The sequence below is a fragment of the Ferruginibacter sp. SUN002 genome, assembly GCF_050611725.1.
Lineage (GTDB): Bacteria > Bacteroidota > Bacteroidia > Chitinophagales > Chitinophagaceae > Ferruginibacter.
In genome coordinates, this window is record NZ_JBODJB010000001.1 from 1313947 (window position 1) to 1334022 (window position 20076).

Sequence of the window (20076 nt, forward strand, 5' to 3'; positions counted from 1 at the left end):
TTGGCACCCGAACTCTTGAATAATCAGTTATCTTACCTTTCATCTAATGTTTGAACATTTAAATGTCAAACATGGTTACATTTGTGATAGCAATATTTTATCAGCCCTCTATCACAAATCGATGCATAACAAAACACTTCTCATCTTCTTCTGTTTTTTTGCAGCTGCCTGCGGTAGCAAAAAAACAGATGCCGCAAAGCAGGGTGCTGCACCACAGGTCACAGCTGTAGATGTGGTAGTTGCAGGAACGCAACAGCTAAATAATATTGTTGAGGCCAATGGTACTGTTGTGGCCAATGAAAGTTTGGAGGTACATCCTGAAGTAAGTGGCCGACTGACTTATTTAAACATACCCGATGGCGCTTCAGTAGGAGCAGGAACTATTCTTGCAAAGATCAATGATGCTGATCTGCAGGCACAGCTCTCCAAGAGTAATGTTCAGTTATCATTAGCACAAAAAACAGAAGAACGTTTACGCAAGCTATTAGCCGTTAATGGAATTAATCAAGCCGATTATGATGCAGCTTTAAATAATGTAAATAATATTAAAGCCGATATTCAATTGCTAAAAGCTCAAATTGATAAAACTGTTATCAGGGCGCCATTTGCAGCTGCGCTAGGCTTAAGAATGGTCAGTCCCGGGGCATATGTTACACCACAAACAACAATTGCTACTTTGCAACAGGTAAATAAATTAAAAGTTGATTTTACCATTCCCGAAGTATATATCGGCCTTGTTAAAAAAGGAGCAATCGTAAATATCATCACTACAAATAATCCGATTAAAAGCACCGCAGTTATCGTTGCAACAGAATCGGAGATCAATACATCTACAAGAAATTTAAAAGTACGGGCTGTTATTAACGGGAATGATATTTTACCGGGTGCTTTTGTAAAAGTATTGATCGAAGGTGGCGGTATGGCAAATCGAATTGTTGTTCCAACCAATGCAATTATTCCTGATGCTACATCGAAGAAATTAATTGTTGTAAAAGAGGGCAAGGGAAAATTTGTAAATGTAGAGACCGGCTTACGTACCTCAAGTGGTGTAGAAATTCAAAGTGGTATAAGCGTTGGAGATACAGTTGTAGTAACAGGTGTGCTGTTTGTTAAACCCAATGCTCCTGTAAAAGTAAAGAGTGTAAAAAGTTTAGAAGAGTTAACAAAAGAACAATGATAGGAACACGGATGACACGGATTTTGACTGATTTACACTGATAAAAATCCGTGCATATCATTACTGATCCGTGTCATCCGTGTTCCAGTCCAATATATCAAGAATGAATATTTCAGAATTATCTCTCAAGCGTCCCATACTGGCTACAGTGCTGAACATTTTAATTGTTCTCTTCGGCATTGTGGGCTATACTTTTTTGGCAGTGAGAGATTATCCTGCCATCGATCCTCCAACCATTAACGTTAGAACCGCTTATGCCGGTGCCAATGCAGATATTATCGAAAGTCAAATAACCGAACCTTTGGAAAAAGTGATCAATGGTATTCCGGGTATTCGTTCTATCAATTCTTCCAGTTCAGTTGGACAAAGCAATATAACAGTAGAATTTAATGTAGGCGAAAACTTGGAAGCTTCGGCTAATGATGTACGTGATAAAGTTGGTCAAGCTGTTCGTAACCTTCCTCAGGATATAGATGCTCCACCGGTAGTAACCAAAAGCGATGCAAACAGCGACTTCATAATTTTAATAGGTGTACAGAGTCGTAGTAAGAGTTTAATGCAGTTAAGCGATTATGCTGAAAATGTGTTACAAGAAAAATTGCAAACCATTCCTGAAGTAAGCGCCGTAAATATATTAGGTCAGAAAAAACCTTCCATGCGTATCTGGATCAATCCGGATAAAATGAATGCATACAATATTTCTTTTAGCGATATCAGAACATCATTGGACAAAGAAAATGTTGAGATCCCTTCCGGAAAATTATATGGTAATACTACGGAATTAACCATCAAAGCCTTGGGTAAACTGGTTACTGAAGATGATTTTAATAATTTAATATTGAGGGAAGATGCTAATGGCATCATTCTTTTAAAAGATGTAGCAAAAGTAGAAATTGGCCCGGAAAACTATGAGTTCAGTTGGAGGTTGAATGGCTTAAATGCAGTAGGGTTGTCTATTACACCACAACCGGGTGCAAACTATATCAGAATAGCTGATGAATTTTACAAACGTCTTGATGAAATTAAAAGAACACAAAAAGGAGATTTTGAATTAACTACTTTGATCGACAATACGCAGAACGTACGTAAAAGTATACACGAAGTTGCTGAAACCTTGTTGATCTCTTTTAGTCTGGTAGTGCTGGTGATCTTCTTTTTCTTCCGAAATATTTTAATTGCTATCAGGCCCTTAATAGATATTCCAATCTCTTTGGTCGCCACTTTCTTTATCATGTACATCTGTGGTTTTAGTATCAATATATTGACCTTGCTGGCAATTGTGCTGGCAACAGGGTTAGTGGTAGATGATGGTATTGTAGTTACAGAAAATATTTTTAGAAAATTGGAGCAGGGCCTGCCGATACGTAAAGCTGCACTGGAAGGAAGTAAGGAGATCTTCTTTGCTGTCATTTCTACATCCATAACATTGGCAGTTGTATTTCTCCCGGTGATCTTCCTGCAGGGTTTTGTTGGTAGCTTGTTTAGAGAATTTGGGATTGTTGTAGCAGCGGCTGTATTAATTTCCGCATTCGTATCACTAACAATTACGCCAGTACTAAATGTTGTGCTGAATAGAAAAGACAGCGGACATGGAAAGTTCTATGAAAAAACAGAACCTTTCTTTAAAGGCATGGAAAACGGCTACCGAAGGTTATTGAACGGATTTTTAAAAGTGCGTTGGATTGCCTGGATGATCGTTATTATTTGCGGCGGCATGTTGTATTATTTCATGAATGATCTGCAAAGTGAATTGGCTCCGATGGAAGATAAAAGCACCATTCGTTTTCAGTTAACCGGTCCGGAAGGAGCCAGTTACGACTACATGGTAAATGTTGCTGATAAAATGATTGGTTACTTAGGCGATTCTATTCCTGAAAAAGATTTTGTGTTTGCAGCAGTGCCGGGTTTTGGTGGTAATGGTGGTGTGAACACAAGTACAGCCAGAATAAAATTTATTGATCCTGAATTAAGAGAACGAAGCCAGGCTGATATTGCAAAAGATCTTTCAAAAAAATTAGGACGGTTTAATCAGGTAAGAATTGCAGCGGTTCAGGAACAAACAATTTCTGTAGGGCTTGGTTCGAGGGGGGCATTGCCGGTGCAATTTATTTTGCAGAATTTAGACTTTGAAAAATTAAAATCTGTTATTCCTAAGTTTTTAGAAGAAGCAAGAAAAGACAAAACCTTTCAATCGCAAACTGTTGATGTAAATCTGAAATTCAATAAACCGGAACTACAATTAACGATCGATCGATTAAAAGCAAAAGATCTTGGTCTTAGCATCAGTGATGTTGCCGATGTTGTGCAAAGTGCATTCAGCGGCAGACGACTTGCTTATTTTCTCATGAACGGAAAACAATATCAGGTAATTTCTCAGGTAGAATATAAAGACAGACAAGCACCGAAAGATATTTCGAATTTATATGTACGTAATAGTCGTGGCGAAAATATTCCTTTAACGGCTGTAGTAAAAATGCAGGAAAGTTCTAATCCGCCAACATTATACCATTTCAATCGTTTTAAAGCGGCTACCATACAAGCCGCACTGGCAGAGGGTAAAACAATTGGTGACGGTGTAGAAGCTATGCAGGCGATTGCTCAAAAAGTGTTGGACGAATCTTTTCAAACCGCACTCAACGGGCCTTCAAGAGATTATGCAGAAAGCAGCAGTAACACAAACTTTGCGTTTATGTTGGCATTGGTTTTGATCTATCTTGTACTGGCTGCACAATTTGAAAGTTTCAGAGATCCTTTTACAATTATGGTTACAGTGCCGTTAGCCTTGGCGGGGGCATTGTTAAGCTTATGGATATTCGGACAAACGATCAATATTTTTTCGCAGATAGGAATGATCATGTTAATAGGACTTGTAACAAAGAATGGAATTTTAATTGTTGAATTTGCCAATCAAAAAAGAGAGATCGGGCTGAATAAAAAACAGGCAGTATTGGAAGCAGCTCAACAAAGGCTACGTCCAATATTGATGACCAGCCTTGCTACTGCGTTAGGAGCTTTGCCCATTGCTCTAAGTTTAGGTGCTGCAAGTACAAGCCGTGTGCCCTTAGGTATTGTTATTGTAGGTGGAATTCTTTTTTCATTGATACTAACTTTGTTTGTGATACCTGCTGTATATACCTATATCAGTGGTAAGCATGAACCTAAGAAAGTATCGGTAACGGATTAATCAAAATACATGAAGCGTTTATTCATTATACTCTCGATATTTTTTGTTGCAAATGCAAATGCACAACAACTTACTTTGCTGGATGCTGTCAACATTGCACTTAAAAATAATTTTGATATTCAGATAGCAAAAAATATCGTTGAAATTAATACTATCAATAATAATATCGGTGTTGCCGGTGGATTACCTACTGTAACTGCCACAGCAACCGATCAGGAAAGTATCGTAAATATTAATCAGAAACTTAATACGGGAACGGAGATAAGCAGAACAGGGGCGGCCTCCAACGCACTCAATGCAAACATTACGGGAACTATGTTGTTGTTTAATGGATATAGAGTTGTTGCAACAAAGAAAAGACTGGAAGAATTGCAAAAACAAAGTGAACAACAACTGAATACTCAAATACAAAATATCATTGCCGATGTAATGCTCAAATATTATGATGTTGTAAGGCAGCAGAGTTATATGAAAACATTGCAACAAAGCATTGATCTTTCTAACAAGCAATTAGAGTTAGTACAAACAAAAAAAGGAGTAGGGCTTGCTAATAATGCAGATATATTTCAATCGCAAATAGATCTGAATACAAGAATGCAAGATATGCAAACGCAGCAATTGATTGTGGCGCAAACAAAAACCGACCTGCTAAATTTATTAAATGTACGCCCCGATTCTGCGATTAATATAAGTGATACGATCATTATTGACACAACCATTCAGTTGACAGCTATTACTAACAGTATTATTGCAAATCCTCAAATAATTTCTTTAGATCATCAAATAAAGATCAATGAGTTGATCGAAAAAGAAACTGCTGCTTTAAAAAAGCCTTCTTTAAGAGCTAATACAGGTTTGAATTTCGGAAGAAACCAAAGTGCTGCAGGCCAGTTATTGTTGAATCAATCTTATGGTCCATTTGTTGGTTTAAGTCTATCCGTACCGATCTACAACGGCGGAGCTGTTAAACGTCAGCAACAAACAGCAAGCATCAATACAAAAAATGCAAAGCTTCAAAAGGAAAATCTTTTGTTAGATTATCAAACCTCGGTTACTAAAACCTATCAATCTTATACAAACAGCATCGAGCAATTAAAAACACAACAAAATACGTATCAGCTTTCGCAACAATTGGTAGGCCTTTCTTTAGAGCGTTTTCAATTAGCTTCGGCTACTATCATTGAAGTACGTGAAGCGCAAAAAAGTTTTGAAGATGCCGGTTTCAGATTGGTGAGTTTGAGCTACGCTGCAAAGGTTGCAGAAGTTGAATTAAAAAGAGTAAGTAATACACTTAGCTTTTAACTTCGTGTAATAATTTATAATACAATGTTGCTTCCTGTAGCGCTTCTCAATTCTTTACAAAATGTTCTCGGCTTCGATCAGGAGGCTTTTGAAAAAGTGCATCAATCAGGTGAGCAGATAACTTCGATAAGAAGGAACCCGAATAAAATATTCAACAATCAATATTCAATATTCAATGATCAATTAGAGCAAGTGCCGTGGAATCCAAATGGCTACTACCTTCCCGAACGTCCATCCTTTACACTCGATCCATTGTTCCATGCAGGAGCTTATTATGTACAGGAAGCAAGTAGTATGTTTTTAGAAGAGGCATTAAAGCAAACAGTTGATCTATCTCAACCCATCAAAGTATTAGATTTATGTGCAGCACCGGGTGGAAAATCTACTTTACTACAATCTTTGATCTCCGATAAAAGTTTATTGGTAAGTAATGAAGTAATTAAGACAAGAGTAAATATTTTGTCTGAGAATATTACAAAATGGGGAGCAACCAACGTCATTGTAACCAATAACGATCCAAAAGATTTTCAAAGATTGCGAAATTATTTTGATGTGATAGTAGTAGATGCGCCATGCAGTGGTAGTGGCTTATTTAGAAAAGATACTGAAGCAATCAATGAATGGAGTGAACAAAATGTAGAACTCTGTGGTCAACGTCAACAAAGGATCTTGGCGGATATTATACCAAGTCTAAAAGATGGCGGCACCTTGATATATTCCACTTGCTCTTACTCAGAAACTGAAGATGAAGAGATAGCTGATTGGGTAGTGGAAGAGTTGGAGGTTGGAAGTTTGAAGTTGGAAGTTGATGGAAATTGGGGAATCGTTGAAACACAGTCAAAAAAAAACAATGCTTTTGGTTATAGATTTTATCCTAATAAAGTAAAGGGCGAAGGTTTTTTTATTGCAGCTTTTACAAAAAAGAAAACTTTAGATGAAGCTTTTCAGGAAAAATTTAAAAAAGGTAAATCAGAAAGATTGACCGCAAAAGAAATTGAAGTAGTTAAAACATATTTAAAAAATCCAAGTGACTTTTTCTTTATCAAACAAAAGGACGAAGTGATTGCACTACCAAGTCATTTGGAACAAGACCTGGCTACCATTCAATCATCTTTATATATTAAAAAAGCTGGCATAAAATTGGGTACAATTATCCGGGATGAATTAATACCTGATCATGAATTGGCACTTGGCACAATTGTGAAAGAAAAAGTTCCATCAGTTGAGGTTGATAAAGAAACAGCATTACAATATTTGCGCAAACAGGAAATAAAGATCGATTTTGATAAAAGAGGCTGGTCACTTTTAACTTATAATCAATTGCCTTTAGGCTGGGTAAAGGTTTTGCACAATCGGGTGAATAATTATTACCCCGCCAACTGGCGCATTCTTAATAAATAAGGGTGCAACTAACCAACAAATTTTTGCATCTTTGTAGAAGAAATACTTAATTATGAAGAAGATATTTACAATACTTTTTTTTCTGCCACTATTTGGGATGGCGCAAACTTATACAACACATACCGTTGGCCCAAAAGAAAGTCTGACAAGTATTGGACGTATGTACAATATCAATGGCAGGGAGTTGGCCAAATTGAACAATATTGATTATGAAAAAGGACTATCGCTTGGTCAGGTATTAAAAGTGCCGAAAGTAGCTCCTGCTAAAACAACAACTACTCCTGCTGTTGTGAAAGAAAATCCTGTTGTTAAAAACGATCCTGCTCCGGTAAAAGAAGCAGTTAAATCTTCGGCAACAGGTACGCCGATCTATCACACAGTTGCCCCGAAAGAAACCTTGTATGGCATCAGTGTTAAGTATGGTAAAGTGCCGATCGCTGATATTAAAAAATGGAACAATCTTACAACAGATGGTTTGAGTGAAGGAGCAAAAATAATTGTTGGGTATTCCAAATCATCCAATCCAGTTGTTCAAGCGCCTCCGGTTGTTAAGAATGAACCGGTAGTAGCAATAAAGGAAGAACCCGTAAAAATAAAAGAGACTCCGGTAAAAGAAACAAAAATTGAAGAGCCTGTTGTTAGTGCGCCGAAGAAGACTGAGACAGCCCCTATTGTAAGAACTGCAAAGGATTTTAACGGCGGTGCATTCAAAACTGTATATATATCACAAACGAAGAAAGGAAATGTTGTTGATGAAACCGGTGTCGCTGATATATTCAAAAGCAATGCAGGCTGGGAAGATGGTAAGTATTATTGTTTGCATAATTCAGCTGCTCCCGGAACAATTATGAAAATAACAAATGAAGAAAATGGAGTGAGTATTTATGCTAAAGTATTAGATATGGTAATGCCCGATATTAAACAAAACAACGGCTTGTTGCTAAGATTAAGTAATGCAGCTGCAGGAGAATTAGGCGTTAATGCAGGAAAATTTAATTGCTCTGTTTCTTATATAAAATAGAATATTAAAATTATGAACGAAGGCAGTACTTAAATTTACTGCCTTTTTTATTTTACAATTATGAATGACTCTTTTGCAAAGCTTGTTGATGTAATTAAGCATAGAAGAAGCACAAAGCCTGCTCACATGAATGGAAAAGTTATTCCAGATGAGCAGATCGAACAATTGATTGAGCTGGCCGATTGGGCGCCAACGCATGGTAATACTGAGCCTTGGCGTTTTGTGGTGTATGGAGGCGAAGGTGTAAAAATATTTTCTAAAGACCATGCAGAATTGTATAAGTTGGCGACATCTCCGGAAAAATACCTACAGGCTAATTATGACAAAATTCTTCACAATGGAGATACGGTTTCACATATCATCATTGCCATTATGAGAAGAGGTAATTTACCGAAGATACCACCGATAGAAGAGTTGTCGGCTGTATCAACTTCAATTCAGAATATTTTGCTTGGAGCAACTTCTTTAGGAATTGCCACACTTTGGTCAACCGGCGGAATGGTTCATCATCAGGTAATGAAAAATTATTTTAAATTAAGAGAGGAAGATGTAATAGTTGGTCAAATTTTTCTGGGTTATGCAGATGCAGAAACAAAGGGTAGGCGGGTAGTGCCGATAGAAGAAAAGGTTAAATGGGTAAAATAAAATTATTTAGTCTAAGCAAATCGATAGCCTCTTAAAAAATCTTCAATATCCATCCTTTTCTTTCCCTCTAGTTGAATTTCTTTTACCGATATATAACCATCAGAACAAGCGAATTTTAAAAATGTTTTTTTATCTGTTTCAAAAGAACCTGTTAATGCGTCTGACGGCTTAGAGTCTTCCTGACGTTGAGCAGAAAATATCTTTAATTTTTTACCATCCAAAAAAGTAAAAGCCGCCGGATAAGGAGATAAACCACGGATTAAATTATACACTTCATCAACTTTTTTATCCCAGTCAATCTTACAGGTATCAGTAAAAATTTTCGAAGCATGAGGCAAAGGTTGGAGGTTGGAGGTTGGAAGTTGTTGCGGAGTTTCTTGAATCGAATCATTTGCTAATCCTTCAACAGTTTTTACTAATAGTTTTGCCCCAACATCTTTCATTTCATCATGCAGCTCGCCTGCATTCTCATCATCTCTGATAACAATTTTTTCCTGCAATAAAATATCTCCCGTATCTATTTCATGTTTTAATTTGAATGTAGTAACACCAGTTTCTTTTTCTCCGTTTATGATGGCCCAGTTGATCGGTGCCGCACCTCTGTATTTCGGTAATAAAGAACCATGTACATTGATAGTGCCCATTGGTGGCATATTCCATACCACTTCAGGCAACATTCTGAATGCAACTACAATTTGCAGATCAGCATTCAAAGATTTTAGTGTTGCTAAAAATTCAGGGTTCTTTAATTTCTCCGGTTGTAAAATATGTAACCCTTTGTCAACAGCATATTTTTTTACAGCACTTTGTTGTAATTCCATGCCACGGCCTGCAGGTTTATCGGGTGCAGTAATTACACCAACAATATTGCAGCCTGCTTTTACCAATGCATCCAATGATGCAACAGCAAATTCAGGTGTGCCCATAAATATGATTCTCAATTGTTGAAAAGAAGCCATGCGGCGAAGATAACTTATACAAACTATTTATGAGTTTGCTTAGTCTAAAATTTCAAAGGTCATGTAGCCGCTTGATAATACATCAGCAGGGGCACCAATTGTATAGCCGGAACCGCTAACCCAACGAGTGTAAATATCTATAGTGTTAGAGCCTGAGGAGACATCCAATAAGGCTGTATTGTTGATGGTTTTAGCACTTGGGTAATCAACATTATGACGGAAAATTTGTTCGGTAACTCCATTCTTAACTATTATTACTTCAAAAGTAGCTCGTCCACATACTATGCAACCGGACACATAGGTTGTCAAATTTAGATCGACCATTACTTTACCACTATTGGTCATATTAAATGTTTTTGAAAGTCCGGGAATGTAGACATATGAGCCAAGCCCGGCAGAAACATTTGCAAAATCTGTCGTTTCAATTATTTCAGGAATATTGAAAGTTATCGGCTTCCAATTTGCCGCACTACCAGAGCCATTGGATTGCAATATATCATTGTTGTTTCCTGTATTACCTAAAATTGCTAAAGCGCCACTAGGCTTTACGGCAAATATTTCGTTGAAACCATTGCTGTATTGGTCATAACCAAAAGCAACATCTGCATTTATATTATCACTGTAAAGCAGCAATGAGGATGGGTCATCGGTAACTCCAATTCCAAACCCAACCGAGGTTTCTGACGCTGCTGGATATAGGTTTATCATTTTTCGATAAAATGGAGGGAAAAATAATTCTTCCGGACGAAGGAGGGATAAACTGTAATTTGTAGATTTGGTTGCTATACCAACATTACCGGTTCTTATATCAATGTTCAGCGGCGCTAGAATATTGTTCTGATATAATTGCCCCATTCCAACAGTAGTATCATTTAGTAATCCGGTAAAATTTGCTGCACCATCATTGTCGTTTGTCACACTGGTAAAAATGACGCCTGCTGGGTTATTACCACCACGGTTTCTTATTCTGAACCTGCTATTTATATCTAAAGGATACGCCGGATCATTTAAACCAATCCCCATTCTTCCGTTTCCTTTAAAACGAACAGTTTCATTTAATCCGCTGCTTTTACCATATCCAAATACAACATCAGCTCCGGAAAAATCTGTATGCAATTGTAGTACGCCATTTTGTATGCCAAAGCCATATTGAGTTCCATTAACATTGCCGTTATCCCATAGCGATATTTTCTCTCCATTGACAGGAGCGAAGCTTAATGGAAATCTTGGAGAAGAAAAATTGATACCAATGTTCTGTGCAGAAACAATTTGTTTTGCTACGAGTAATATTGTTATGATGAATATTTTTTTCATTACAATTGCTTAATCTATAATTTCAAAAATCATGTAATTGTTACGTTGAACCTGATCAACAGCACCAACTATTATTGATGGGCCACTTACTCTTTTAATCAATAAATCACAGTAGTTTGTGCCTGCAGGAACATCCATCAAAATTTTACCTGAAGTGAATTTTCTCGAACCATTTTCCAGATAATCCTTAAATATCATTTTGGGTGATCCGCTTTTGTCATCGATCCATATTTCATAAGTAGAAATGCCACAGAAAGAACAAACTACTGTTTCAACTTCAACTTCAAAACTTACCATTACTTTACCTGCGGCGGGCATGTTGTATTGTTTTGTAAGTCCGGGAATAAATTCGGGGAAATTATTGCTACTTAAAACTGTAACTCTCTGGGTATTCAATATTTTTTCCGGTAAGTTACTGGTAAGAGTTTTCCATTCCGGTGGTGCCGACGGTCCGTTTGACATTAAATATTGACCTGTAGTTCCGGTATTTCCACTAACAGCCAATGCGCCATTTGGTTTAATTGTAAAGTTTTCAGTAAAAGTTCCGTTTACATCTTTACCTATAGCTATATCAGCATTTGGGTTATCAGAGAAAATCTGCAACCTGTTGCCGGAAACACCAAAGCCTACATCACCTGTTGCACCTGGGTACAAAGAAATCTTTTTACCTAAAACTGAAGGGAACATCAAAGGCGATGTAGGTTCGCAATTAACACCTAAACCTCCGTACAAATATGAATAGTTTAATCCCCAGTTGCCCGATCCACTCATTAAGCCCCAGGTTAAATCACTTCTCATGCCAAGCATTGCAACTGGAAATGGAAATGCACCTGCATTGAAAAGTATGCCTTGCGGTATCGAAAGATTGCCATCATTGCGAAGTTTTATTTGTCCATTTACATCTAATAAAAATTGAGGATCACTTGTTCCGATCCCAACATTGCCATTTCCCTTAAATCTGAAATTTTCTGTGAAACCTGAGCTTTTACCGTATCCAATTAATACATCGCTAAAAGAATAGTCAGTATGAAATTGCAATAAACCACTTTGTATACCTATTCCGTAATTATAACCATTAGCGTTCAAATCATCCCATAACCCTATTTTTTGCCCTAGTGAAGTTGAAAAACTCAGTGGAAAACGAGGTGTGCTTGTACCAATACCCACATTTTGTGCAGAAACATTTACAACAGTAAATAAAAAAAAGGAAGATGATATTTTTATTATGGTTTTGATCATATATTAATCAACTCTTTCGGTTATTAAATATGTTTTCGAAAAACTGCTTGAAGCACTTCCTATTTTCACTGATGGGCCAGTGCTAATACCGGCGACAACTTTAAAAAAATGATTGCCGCTACCTATTACAGGTAACATATAACTACCTTTCAAATGAGTTTTTTGTCCGTTAGCAATATAGTATTCAAATACTTTTTCTGTGTAGCCCCCGTCATCAAGACTAATTTCAACTTCGCTTGGTCCACAAGCACCACATGCAATACTTTCCGCTTCAATTTCAAAGTCAAATTTTACATAAAAGAAATCTCCGATTTGGACATTAATTGTTTTTGCTAGTCCGGGGATTTCTATAGCTGCCGGGGGAATTAATGTAATCTGGTCTCCGGTTTGGTAACTTATTTCCGGTTTGTATTTATCAACATAACGCCAGGTTGGTGCTGTTGATGATCCACTTGAAATTAAATACTGCCCTGCAAGTCCTGTATTTTTCTTTAGAGCCAATGCTCCATTCGTTTTTACTTCGAAAGAATTATTAAAACGCGGTTCAAGTGGATCGCCAAAGCCCGGATTGTACATGTATATATTTCCGATAGCTACACCGGCAGAAGGGTTTTCTGAAAAAATTTGTAACCGATTACCAGAAACCGCAAAACCATTATTGCCATTCGTTCCAGAAAATACTGATATCTTTTTTCCAAGCGTTGCAGGAAAAGATAAGGGCGCCTTAGGAGTTGAATTTTTTATGCCAAGATAACCGGTAGTGGTATTCATTACTAACGACCAGCCGGATACTTGACCATAAAAACCTACTGTTGTGTCATTTTGCAAACCAATGAATGCTGGAGTAGTACTGTTTGACGAGTTATTCATCCAAAATCCGGCAGTGTTAGCAGTGTTGCCAGGGTTGCGAACCCTTATTTTACCTTTAATATCGATGGCTTTTTCCGGATTCGTAATTCCAATACCCAAATTACCATTTCCTTTAAACCTGAATGTTTCTGTAAAATTAGCACTGCTACCATAGCCCATTGCTATGTCGTGGTTAATGCTATCCGAATGAATTTGTAATAAGCCGCTTTGAATACCTATGCCGTAATTATTGTTGCCGGCATTGCCATCATCATAAAAGGAGATTTTTTGTCCTAACGCAGTTGAAAAGCCCAATGGAAATCGAACGGCACTGGTCTTAATGCCTATGGTTTGTGCTTTAATTAAAAATCCGATAGAAAAAAAGAGAGTGACTAAAATCGCTTTTTTCATCACGTATAAGGTCTTGATGTATAATCACTAAATGTACTTTTTTTTTCTGAAATAAAAAATTCCGCTTGAATCGGATGATCTATCGGTTTGAAAATATAACATGATGTAGAATTACCGAGGACCAGTTTACAGTAGTACAAAAGCAAAATCAAGGAACCCACCGACAAAGAGGGGGGTAATGCTTTGTCGGCGGCTTTTTTGGTTACTTTTTTTCCGCAAAAAAAGTAACAACAGAAAATTTTAAATATAATGCTATGTCGTAATAAATGGAAAAGTGCCAAGTTGTATTTATTCAAAATCTTTATACAATAAATACTTCTTTCTTATTTTTTTAAACTTGTTTAAGCCGGGTTCCCAACTCTTTCTGATGGCCCATTCAGATTTTCCTGCTTTAACTTGTTTCATTAAACTATCTGTTCCTGCCAAGCTATTAATGAAATTGGTTTTTAAGAAAAAGTTTTCCTTGTCAGGAAATAATTTATAGGCATTAAGCAAATATTTTAGTTGAATTCTTTTATTCAGTTTAGTTAACATTTCTTCCCTTGTGCCGCTGATATTCCAACCATAGCAAAGCTGGTTAAAGCATTTACTGCTTTTTGCTCCTTCGTTAGGTTTTGGTGTAAAGCTGTATAAGGTATCGGGTAAAGATGGGTGTCCAAAAATTTGAAAAGGTTTATCTGTTCCTCTTCCTTCACTCAAAACTGTTCCTTCAAAAAAACAAGTTGACGGATACGCATAAACGCTTTGCATCTCTCTTAAATTAGGGGATGGGTTAACGGGTAATATGTATTTGCTTTTGTGATCATAATTCAGACATTTGATCACCATAATATGAAACGGGGTATCTGCTGTTGGTTTAGTTGTAATATTATAACTGTTGATCTTATTGGCTTTCGCAGACAACCATTTTTCGCCTGTGATCATCATGGCGTATTCGCCGATCGTCATGCCATATACAATTGGCACAGGTTGCATTCCTACAAAACTTTTAAACTTTGGTTCCAATACCGGCCCATCAACATAAAAACCATTCGGGTTTGGTCTGTCTAATATCAATAACGGTTTGTGATTTTCTAATGCCGCTTCAATATAATATTGTAAAGAAGAAATGAATGTGTAGAAACGAATACCTACATCCTGTATATCAAACAACATTACATCAACTCCTTTAAGATCATCAACTGTAGGTTTTTTATGATCTCCGTACAAGCTGATTATTTTGATACCTGTCTTTTTATCTACTGTATTATCAATATGCTCACCTGCGTCGGCAACCCCTCTAAAGCCATGCTCTGGCCCAAATATCTTTACGATCTTAATACCTCTTTTCACCAATGTATCTACCAGGTGCGTACTCCTAACCATGCTGGTTTGGTTGGCAAAAACCGCAACAGATTTGCCTTTTAATAGCGGCAAATAAGTATCCAGTCTATCTGCCGCCGGAGTAATATTATTTTGTGCAAAGCCGTTTAATGCTATGATTATCAATAAAACGAATAGAAATCGGGTTTTCTTCATGCTGTAAAGTTCATGAAAAATTTCAATTCAATTAGCTATTTATCATTTACTTTGCAATTCATTTATTCACCTTCAGGCCCCGTGTGGGGTTAGAAGTAAACAAAAATTTATGCAAGCAAAAAATGGAGATGCAGTTTCAGTGCATTACACAGGTAAATTAGTAAACGGAGAACAATTTGATTCTTCTGTTGGAAGAGAGCCTTTGGCTTTTACAGTTGGTGCCGGACAAATGATCAAAGGCTTTGATGCTGCTATCCCGGGCATGGCAATTGGCGATAAAAAAACAGTTAATATTCCTGCGGCAGATGCTTACGGAGAAAAAGATCCTACAGCGATCATTGATTTTCCAAAAGAAAATGTTCCTGCGGATATGAAATTGGAAGCTGGTATGCAGTTGACCTTGAGCAACCAATACGGTCAACCAATTCCGGTTGTTGTGGTTGAAGTTAAAGACGATGTGATCATTTTAGATGCTAATCATCATTTAGCCGGACAAGAGTTGATATTTGATATTGAACTTGTTTCTATTAATTAAAAATGAAAAAATAAAAATTAGTAATGAGCAATCTGCAAAAGTAGATTGCTCATTTTTTTTCTAAAGCCCAAATTTTTCATTTTTCATTTCTCGTTTTTCATTACCTAAATTCGTACTTCAAAATTTAATCATTCATGATCTACATCAGTCCCGATAATGTAGCCGAACGTTTCATGCGTTATGTACAAATAGATACACAAAGCGATCCAACAAGTGCATCGCATCCATCTTCAGAAAAACAAAAGGATCTGAGTAAACTGTTGCAAAGAGAATTGCTTGCCATGGGTATTATGGATGCAACAACAGATGAATATGGTTATGTGTATGCAACCATTCCATCTAACAGCGACAAGAAAGATATACCGCCTATTTGTTTTTGTGCTCATGTGGATACGGCACCGGATTGCAGCGGCACCAATGTAAAACCTATCCTTCACCGTTATTACGATGGAAAGGATATTGTCATGCCCGATGATCCGACACAAATTTTATCCCCAACAAGATCACCGTATTTAAAAGAACACATCAATCATGGAATTATTACAGCAAGCGGCTTAACATTATTAGGTGCTGATGATAAAAGTGGTGTAGCGGCAATTATGGAAGCCGCATTCTTCTTTATTCAAAATCCGGCAGTAAAACATGGCGATATAAAAATATTATTTACTCCTGATGAAGAAGTTGGGCAAGGAACTGCAATGTTGGATATGCAAAAACTCGGAGCAAAATTCGGATACACTTTGGATGGAGGGGAAGCTGGTTGTTTAGAAGACGAAACATTCAGTGCGGATGGCGCAACAATTATTATTGATGGGGTGATCGTTCATCCGGGCTATGCAAAAAACAAACTGGTGAATGCATTAAAAATTGCCGGAGCAGTTTTAGATGCCTTACCAAAAAATGAATGGAGTCCCGAAACAACCGATAAAAAACAAGGCTTTGTGCATCCTGTATCAGTAAATGGAATCGCAGAAAAAGCCACTATAGATTTTATTGTGAGAGATTTTGATACAGCTGCTTTACAATTGCATCATGATCGCTTAAAAAAAATAGCTGAAGATATTGTTGCAAAATATCCTGGTGCAACTATGCAATACATTGCAAAGGAACAATATCGTAATATGAAAGAAGTATTAGATAAAAATCCGCAGGTAGCGGCGTATGCGAAAGAAGCCATTGAAAGAACCGGACTTAAAGTGATAACAGAGAGTATTCGTGGCGGCACCGATGGTAGCCGTTTAAGTTTTATGGGATTGCCTTGTCCGAATATTTTTACAGGTATGCAAAACATCCATAGCAAATTGGAGTGGATCGGAACAAAAGATATGGGGAAAGCTGCCGAAACTATTGTGCATTTGAGTATGATCTGGGAAGAAAAAAGTTAGCCAATAGAATAAAATTATCATAACTTCATCACAAATTTTAAAACTATGGATTTATTTAAGTACTTGCCGGCGGCGTTGCTCGTATTGGCAATTTTAGGATGTTTTGTAACTATACAACAAGGTACAATTGGTGTTGTAACCATGTTTGGTAAATACCGTCGAATCATGCGGCCGGGGTTGAATTTTAAAATTCCTTTTCTGGAGCAGATATTCAAAAAAGTGAGTATTCAAAACCGCTCGGTAGAGTTGGAGTTTCAGGCAGTAACGGTAGATCAGGCAAATGTTTATTTTAAATCGATGTTGCTTTATTCTGTTGTGAATGTTGATGAAGAAACGATCAAGAATGTAGCGTTTAAGTTTATCAGTGAAAAGGATCTGATGCAAGCTTTGATACGTACCGTTGAAGGAAGTATCAGGGCTTTTGTATCTACAAAAAAACAAGCGGAGGTATTGAACGTACGTAGAGATATTGTTGAAAATGTAAAAGAGCAGGTAGATATTACGCTTGAAAGCTGGGGTTATCATTTGCAGGATCTGCAGATCAACGATATTACTTTTGATGAGGCTATCATACAAAGTATGAGCAAGGTAGTGGCAAGTAATAACTTAAAAGCTGCTGCAGAAAATGAAGGTCAGGCTTTATTGATCACAAAAACCAAAGCGGCTGAAGCTGAGGGTAATTCTATTAAAATTTCTGCTGAAGCTGAAAAACAAGCAGCTCAGTTACGTGGTCAGGGTGTGGCTTTGTTCCGTGAAGAAGTGGCCAAAGGTATGAGTCAGGCTGCTGAACAAATGAAACAAGCTAATTTAGATACCAATGTGATCCTCTTTAGTATGTGGACCGAAGCCATTAAAAACTTTGCAGAATATGGTAAAGGGAATGTTATTTTCCTTGATGGAAGCAGTGAAGGAATGGAAAAAACCATGCGTCAGATAATGGCCATGCAACAAATGGGAGATAAAAAATAAAACATCAATAATTACTAAAGCCCCGTATTTCGGGGCTTTTTTATTTTATTCTTTAACAATTTTTTATAGGCCGATTTGTATCAAATTGAAGCCACACTAGTCATATTGCAGAAGAGTTGGTATAATTATAGCATAAAAAAAGAAACAAGTACATTTGCACAAAATCCTTTAATACATGTTTGACATTTTTTTACAAATCGATAGTTTGGCCATAGCAGCTAAGGCTGTTGCTGAAAAAGAAAATACATGGAGCTTGCTGAGCAAGGGTGGACCACTGATGATACCGCTGGGTATTTTGTTTGCGCTGGCAATTTTTGTTTTTATTGAAAGATTATTGGCCATTCGCAAAGCAAGTAAAATAGAAGATAATTTTATGAGCATCATTCGTGATAATATTGTTACAGGTAATGTTACTGCTGCAAGAAGCCTTGCGAAAAATACCGATAATCCTGTGGCAAGAATGATCGATAAAGGTTTACAAAGAATTGGTAAGCCGATTGATGCTATTGAAAAAAGTATGGACAATGTAGGTAAGCTTGAAATGTATAAAATGGAAAAAAACCTTTCTATACTTTCGGTTATCTCACGTATTGCACCGTTGTTTGGTTTTGTGGGAACGATCGTTGGGTTGGTATTGTTGTTGAAAGATTTTGCAACCATCAGCAACCCATCCGTAAGTCAGATCGCTGATGCGATGTATATAAAACTGATCACTTCTGCAAGTGGATTGATCATTGGTATGCTGGCATATTTAGGATATAGCTATCTCGATACACAGATCAACAGAACAGCAAACAGAATGGAGGCGGCAAGTAGTGAGTTTATTGATATTCTGCAAGAACCAACCAGATAATTTTAAAAAATGAGCTTAAGAAAAAATAGACTTAGAGATAATCACAATGAAGTGGACGCCGGTCCATTGAATGATATTCTGTTTATACTACTGATGTTCTTTTTAATGATATCTACATTGGCTAATCCGAATGTGATAAAGATGAGTGTGCCCAAGGCAAAAAGCGATACAAAAACAAAACAAAGTGTTGTTGTTAGTGTTGACAAAGAAAAGCATGTATACGTCGGTTCAAAATTGGTTATTATGGACTCTCTTGAATCGGCCTTGAAAAAATATATCAACGAAGGAGACAGTGTAAAACCGGCCGTAGTGATCAATGCAGATTCATCTTCTGCCTGGGGCGAAATTGTAAAAGTGATGAAAGTGGCTCGCCGTTTAGGTGCTACAACATCGGCTACCGTTAGCGGAACAGAGTAGCTATTACAAATCTTTCTTTTCCTGATAGGTCTTTTTTTATTTCTACGTTTTCGTAACCGGATGCAAACAATGCAGCTGTCTCTTTCCCAAAATTTTCGTGTATTTCAACAAATATTTTTCCGTTATTGTTGAGATGTATCCTGCCGAAAGCGGCTATCTTTTCATAAAATAATAAAGGCCTGTCATTGGGTACAAATAAAGCAGAATATGGTTCGTACTCTGTTACATTTTTGTCTAATCTTTCTTTTTCACTAACAGGAATGTAAGGGGGATTACTTACGATCACATCAAAAGTTGGCAACTCTTGCCACTTGCTTTCATCTAAAAAATCAAATTCTATAAAATTGATCGAAGTATTTTGAGCAATTGAATTTTCTTTTGCAAGATCAAGCGAATTTTCGCTAATATCAATTGCTGTAACTGTTGAATGCGGAAAATCTTTTTTTATTGCTATAGGAATACATCCACTGCCGGTACCTATATCTAAAATATTTACGATCTCGGAGGAACTGTTGCGTAAATCGTAAGTCGAAAATCGTAAATGATCAGTCACAATTTTCACTAATTCTTCAGTCTCTGGCCTCGGTATTAAAACATGTTTATTAACTTTCAACTTCATATTATAAAACCATGCCTGTCCAATAACATACTGTATGGGTTTATGTTCAAGTAATTCCTGCAAGCAAGTTTCAATTCTTTGTCTCGTTGTTTTAGAAATTTCTTTATCAGGAGTAAGTAAAATATCTGTTTTTGAAAACTGTCCGATATTTTCCATTAACCAATCGGTTATGATCGTAGCTTCATTAATATTATATAGGTTCAACAATCGCTCCTGAAAATTTCTATATATAGTTCTAATTGTCATCCACGCAAACTTAGTTTATTTTTTCAGCCGAT

At 36.9% G+C, this 20076-nt stretch carries 17 protein-coding genes; 11 read left to right on the plus strand and 6 right to left on the minus strand.

What is annotated here, in order from left to right:
* Positions 1–46: 46 nt before the first annotated feature.
* The 6 genes from ACQ33O_RS05810 (at position 47) to ACQ33O_RS05835 (ending at position 8730) form a co-directional block, all read left to right on the plus strand.
* On the plus strand, positions 47–1177 hold the full coding sequence (locus ACQ33O_RS05810; RefSeq protein WP_430994623.1) for an efflux RND transporter periplasmic adaptor subunit: 1131 nt from the start codon (positions 47–49) through the stop codon (positions 1175–1177).
* Positions 1178–1280: 103 nt separating this feature from the next.
* Entirely contained in the window at positions 1281–4361 is a 3081-nt protein-coding gene (locus ACQ33O_RS05815) for an efflux RND transporter permease subunit (protein ID WP_430994624.1), read from the plus strand.
* A gap of 9 nt (positions 4362–4370) precedes the next feature.
* Positions 4371–5663, plus strand: a complete 1293-nt coding sequence (locus ACQ33O_RS05820) for a TolC family protein (protein ID WP_430994625.1) — start codon at positions 4371–4373, stop codon at positions 5661–5663.
* Between the two features lie 24 nt (positions 5664–5687).
* Entirely contained in the window at positions 5688–7064 is a 1377-nt protein-coding gene (locus ACQ33O_RS05825) for a methyltransferase RsmF C-terminal domain-like protein (RefSeq protein ID WP_430994626.1), read from the plus strand.
* Between the two features lie 52 nt (positions 7065–7116).
* On the plus strand, positions 7117–8085 hold the full coding sequence (locus ACQ33O_RS05830) for a LysM peptidoglycan-binding domain-containing protein (RefSeq protein ID WP_430994627.1): 969 nt from the start codon (positions 7117–7119) through the stop codon (positions 8083–8085).
* Positions 8086–8145: 60 nt separating this feature from the next.
* On the plus strand, positions 8146–8730 hold the full coding sequence (locus ACQ33O_RS05835; RefSeq protein ID WP_430994628.1) for a nitroreductase family protein: 585 nt from the start codon (positions 8146–8148) through the stop codon (positions 8728–8730).
* An 11-nt stretch (positions 8731–8741) separates the two neighbouring features.
* Here ACQ33O_RS05835 and fmt read toward each other — a convergent pair whose 3' ends face one another.
* The 5 genes from fmt to ACQ33O_RS05860 form a co-directional block, all read right to left on the minus strand.
* On the minus strand, positions 8742–9689 hold the full coding sequence (gene fmt, locus ACQ33O_RS05840) for a methionyl-tRNA formyltransferase (RefSeq protein ID WP_430994629.1): 948 nt from the start codon (positions 9687–9689) through the stop codon (positions 8742–8744).
* Between the two features lie 39 nt (positions 9690–9728).
* Positions 9729–11003 carry a hypothetical protein gene (locus tag ACQ33O_RS05845; protein ID WP_430994630.1) on the minus strand — a complete coding sequence of 425 codons (1275 nt, stop codon included), beginning with the start codon at positions 11001–11003 and terminating at the stop codon, positions 9729–9731.
* A 9-nt stretch (positions 11004–11012) separates the two neighbouring features.
* Complete coding sequence (locus tag ACQ33O_RS05850; protein ID WP_430994631.1) at positions 11013–12242, minus strand: hypothetical protein; 1230 nt, start codon at positions 12240–12242, stop codon at positions 11013–11015.
* Between the two features lie 3 nt (positions 12243–12245).
* Positions 12246–13502 (minus strand): hypothetical protein, encoded by a 1257-nt coding sequence (locus ACQ33O_RS05855; protein ID WP_430994632.1) that lies wholly within the window; start codon positions 13500–13502, stop codon positions 12246–12248.
* Positions 13503–13790: 288 nt separating this feature from the next.
* Positions 13791–15020: an exo-beta-N-acetylmuramidase NamZ family protein gene (locus ACQ33O_RS05860; RefSeq protein WP_430994633.1), complete on the minus strand. Its 1230-nt coding sequence runs from the start codon at positions 15018–15020 to the stop codon at positions 13791–13793.
* A gap of 109 nt (positions 15021–15129) precedes the next feature.
* Between ACQ33O_RS05860 and ACQ33O_RS05865 the strand changes: the two genes are divergently transcribed.
* The 5 genes from ACQ33O_RS05865 (at position 15130) to ACQ33O_RS05885 (ending at position 19179) form a co-directional block, all read left to right on the plus strand.
* The gene (locus tag ACQ33O_RS05865; protein WP_430994634.1) at positions 15130–15555 is read left to right on the plus strand and encodes an FKBP-type peptidyl-prolyl cis-trans isomerase; all 426 of its coding nucleotides are present in this window, start codon (positions 15130–15132) and stop codon (positions 15553–15555) included.
* A gap of 134 nt (positions 15556–15689) precedes the next feature.
* On the plus strand, positions 15690–16940 hold the full coding sequence (pepT, locus tag ACQ33O_RS05870; RefSeq protein ID WP_430994635.1) for a peptidase T: 1251 nt from the start codon (positions 15690–15692) through the stop codon (positions 16938–16940).
* A 45-nt stretch (positions 16941–16985) separates the two neighbouring features.
* Complete coding sequence (locus ACQ33O_RS05875) at positions 16986–17909, plus strand: SPFH domain-containing protein (RefSeq protein WP_430994636.1); 924 nt, start codon at positions 16986–16988, stop codon at positions 17907–17909.
* A gap of 175 nt (positions 17910–18084) precedes the next feature.
* The gene (locus ACQ33O_RS05880) at positions 18085–18762 is read left to right on the plus strand and encodes a MotA/TolQ/ExbB proton channel family protein (RefSeq protein WP_430994637.1); all 678 of its coding nucleotides are present in this window, start codon (positions 18085–18087) and stop codon (positions 18760–18762) included.
* 9 nt (positions 18763–18771) lie between these two features.
* Positions 18772–19179 carry an ExbD/TolR family protein gene (locus tag ACQ33O_RS05885; protein WP_430994638.1) on the plus strand — a complete coding sequence of 136 codons (408 nt, stop codon included), beginning with the start codon at positions 18772–18774 and terminating at the stop codon, positions 19177–19179.
* Here ACQ33O_RS05885 and prmC read toward each other — a convergent pair.
* The gene (prmC, locus tag ACQ33O_RS05890; RefSeq protein WP_430994639.1) at positions 19163–20044 is read right to left on the minus strand and encodes a peptide chain release factor N(5)-glutamine methyltransferase; all 882 of its coding nucleotides are present in this window, start codon (positions 20042–20044) and stop codon (positions 19163–19165) included. The genes ACQ33O_RS05885 and prmC overlap by 17 nt on opposite strands.
* Positions 20045–20076 lie beyond the last annotated feature (32 nt).

Excerpts from the sequence above, each read along its gene's own strand:
- ACQ33O_RS05810 (WP_430994623.1), top strand. The coding sequence starts at position 47 with ATGTTTGAACATTTAAATGTCAAACATGGTTACATTTGTGATAGCAAT.
- ACQ33O_RS05815 (WP_430994624.1), top strand. The coding sequence starts at position 1,281 with ATGAATATTTCAGAATTATCTCTCAAGCGTCCCATACTGGCTACAGTG.
- ACQ33O_RS05820 (WP_430994625.1), top strand. The coding sequence starts at position 4,371 with ATGAAGCGTTTATTCATTATACTCTCGATATTTTTTGTTGCAAATGCA.
- ACQ33O_RS05825 (WP_430994626.1), top strand. The coding sequence starts at position 5,688 with ATGTTGCTTCCTGTAGCGCTTCTCAATTCTTTACAAAATGTTCTCGGC.
- ACQ33O_RS05830 (WP_430994627.1), top strand. The coding sequence starts at position 7,117 with ATGAAGAAGATATTTACAATACTTTTTTTTCTGCCACTATTTGGGATG.
- ACQ33O_RS05835 (WP_430994628.1), top strand. The coding sequence starts at position 8,146 with ATGAATGACTCTTTTGCAAAGCTTGTTGATGTAATTAAGCATAGAAGA.
- fmt (WP_430994629.1), bottom strand. The coding sequence starts at position 9,689 with ATGGCTTCTTTTCAACAATTGAGAATCATATTTATGGGCACACCTGAA.
- ACQ33O_RS05845 (WP_430994630.1), bottom strand. The coding sequence starts at position 11,003 with ATGAAAAAAATATTCATCATAACAATATTACTCGTAGCAAAACAAATT.
- ACQ33O_RS05850 (WP_430994631.1), bottom strand. The coding sequence starts at position 12,242 with ATGATCAAAACCATAATAAAAATATCATCTTCCTTTTTTTTATTTACT.
- ACQ33O_RS05855 (WP_430994632.1), bottom strand. The coding sequence starts at position 13,502 with ATGAAAAAAGCGATTTTAGTCACTCTCTTTTTTTCTATCGGATTTTTA.
- ACQ33O_RS05860 (WP_430994633.1), bottom strand. The coding sequence starts at position 15,020 with ATGAAGAAAACCCGATTTCTATTCGTTTTATTGATAATCATAGCATTA.
- ACQ33O_RS05865 (WP_430994634.1), top strand. The coding sequence starts at position 15,130 with ATGCAAGCAAAAAATGGAGATGCAGTTTCAGTGCATTACACAGGTAAA.
- pepT (WP_430994635.1), top strand. The coding sequence starts at position 15,690 with ATGATCTACATCAGTCCCGATAATGTAGCCGAACGTTTCATGCGTTAT.
- ACQ33O_RS05875 (WP_430994636.1), top strand. The coding sequence starts at position 16,986 with ATGGATTTATTTAAGTACTTGCCGGCGGCGTTGCTCGTATTGGCAATT.
- ACQ33O_RS05880 (WP_430994637.1), top strand. The coding sequence starts at position 18,085 with ATGTTTGACATTTTTTTACAAATCGATAGTTTGGCCATAGCAGCTAAG.
- ACQ33O_RS05885 (WP_430994638.1), top strand. The coding sequence starts at position 18,772 with ATGAGCTTAAGAAAAAATAGACTTAGAGATAATCACAATGAAGTGGAC.
- prmC (WP_430994639.1), bottom strand. The coding sequence starts at position 20,044 with ATGACAATTAGAACTATATATAGAAATTTTCAGGAGCGATTGTTGAAC.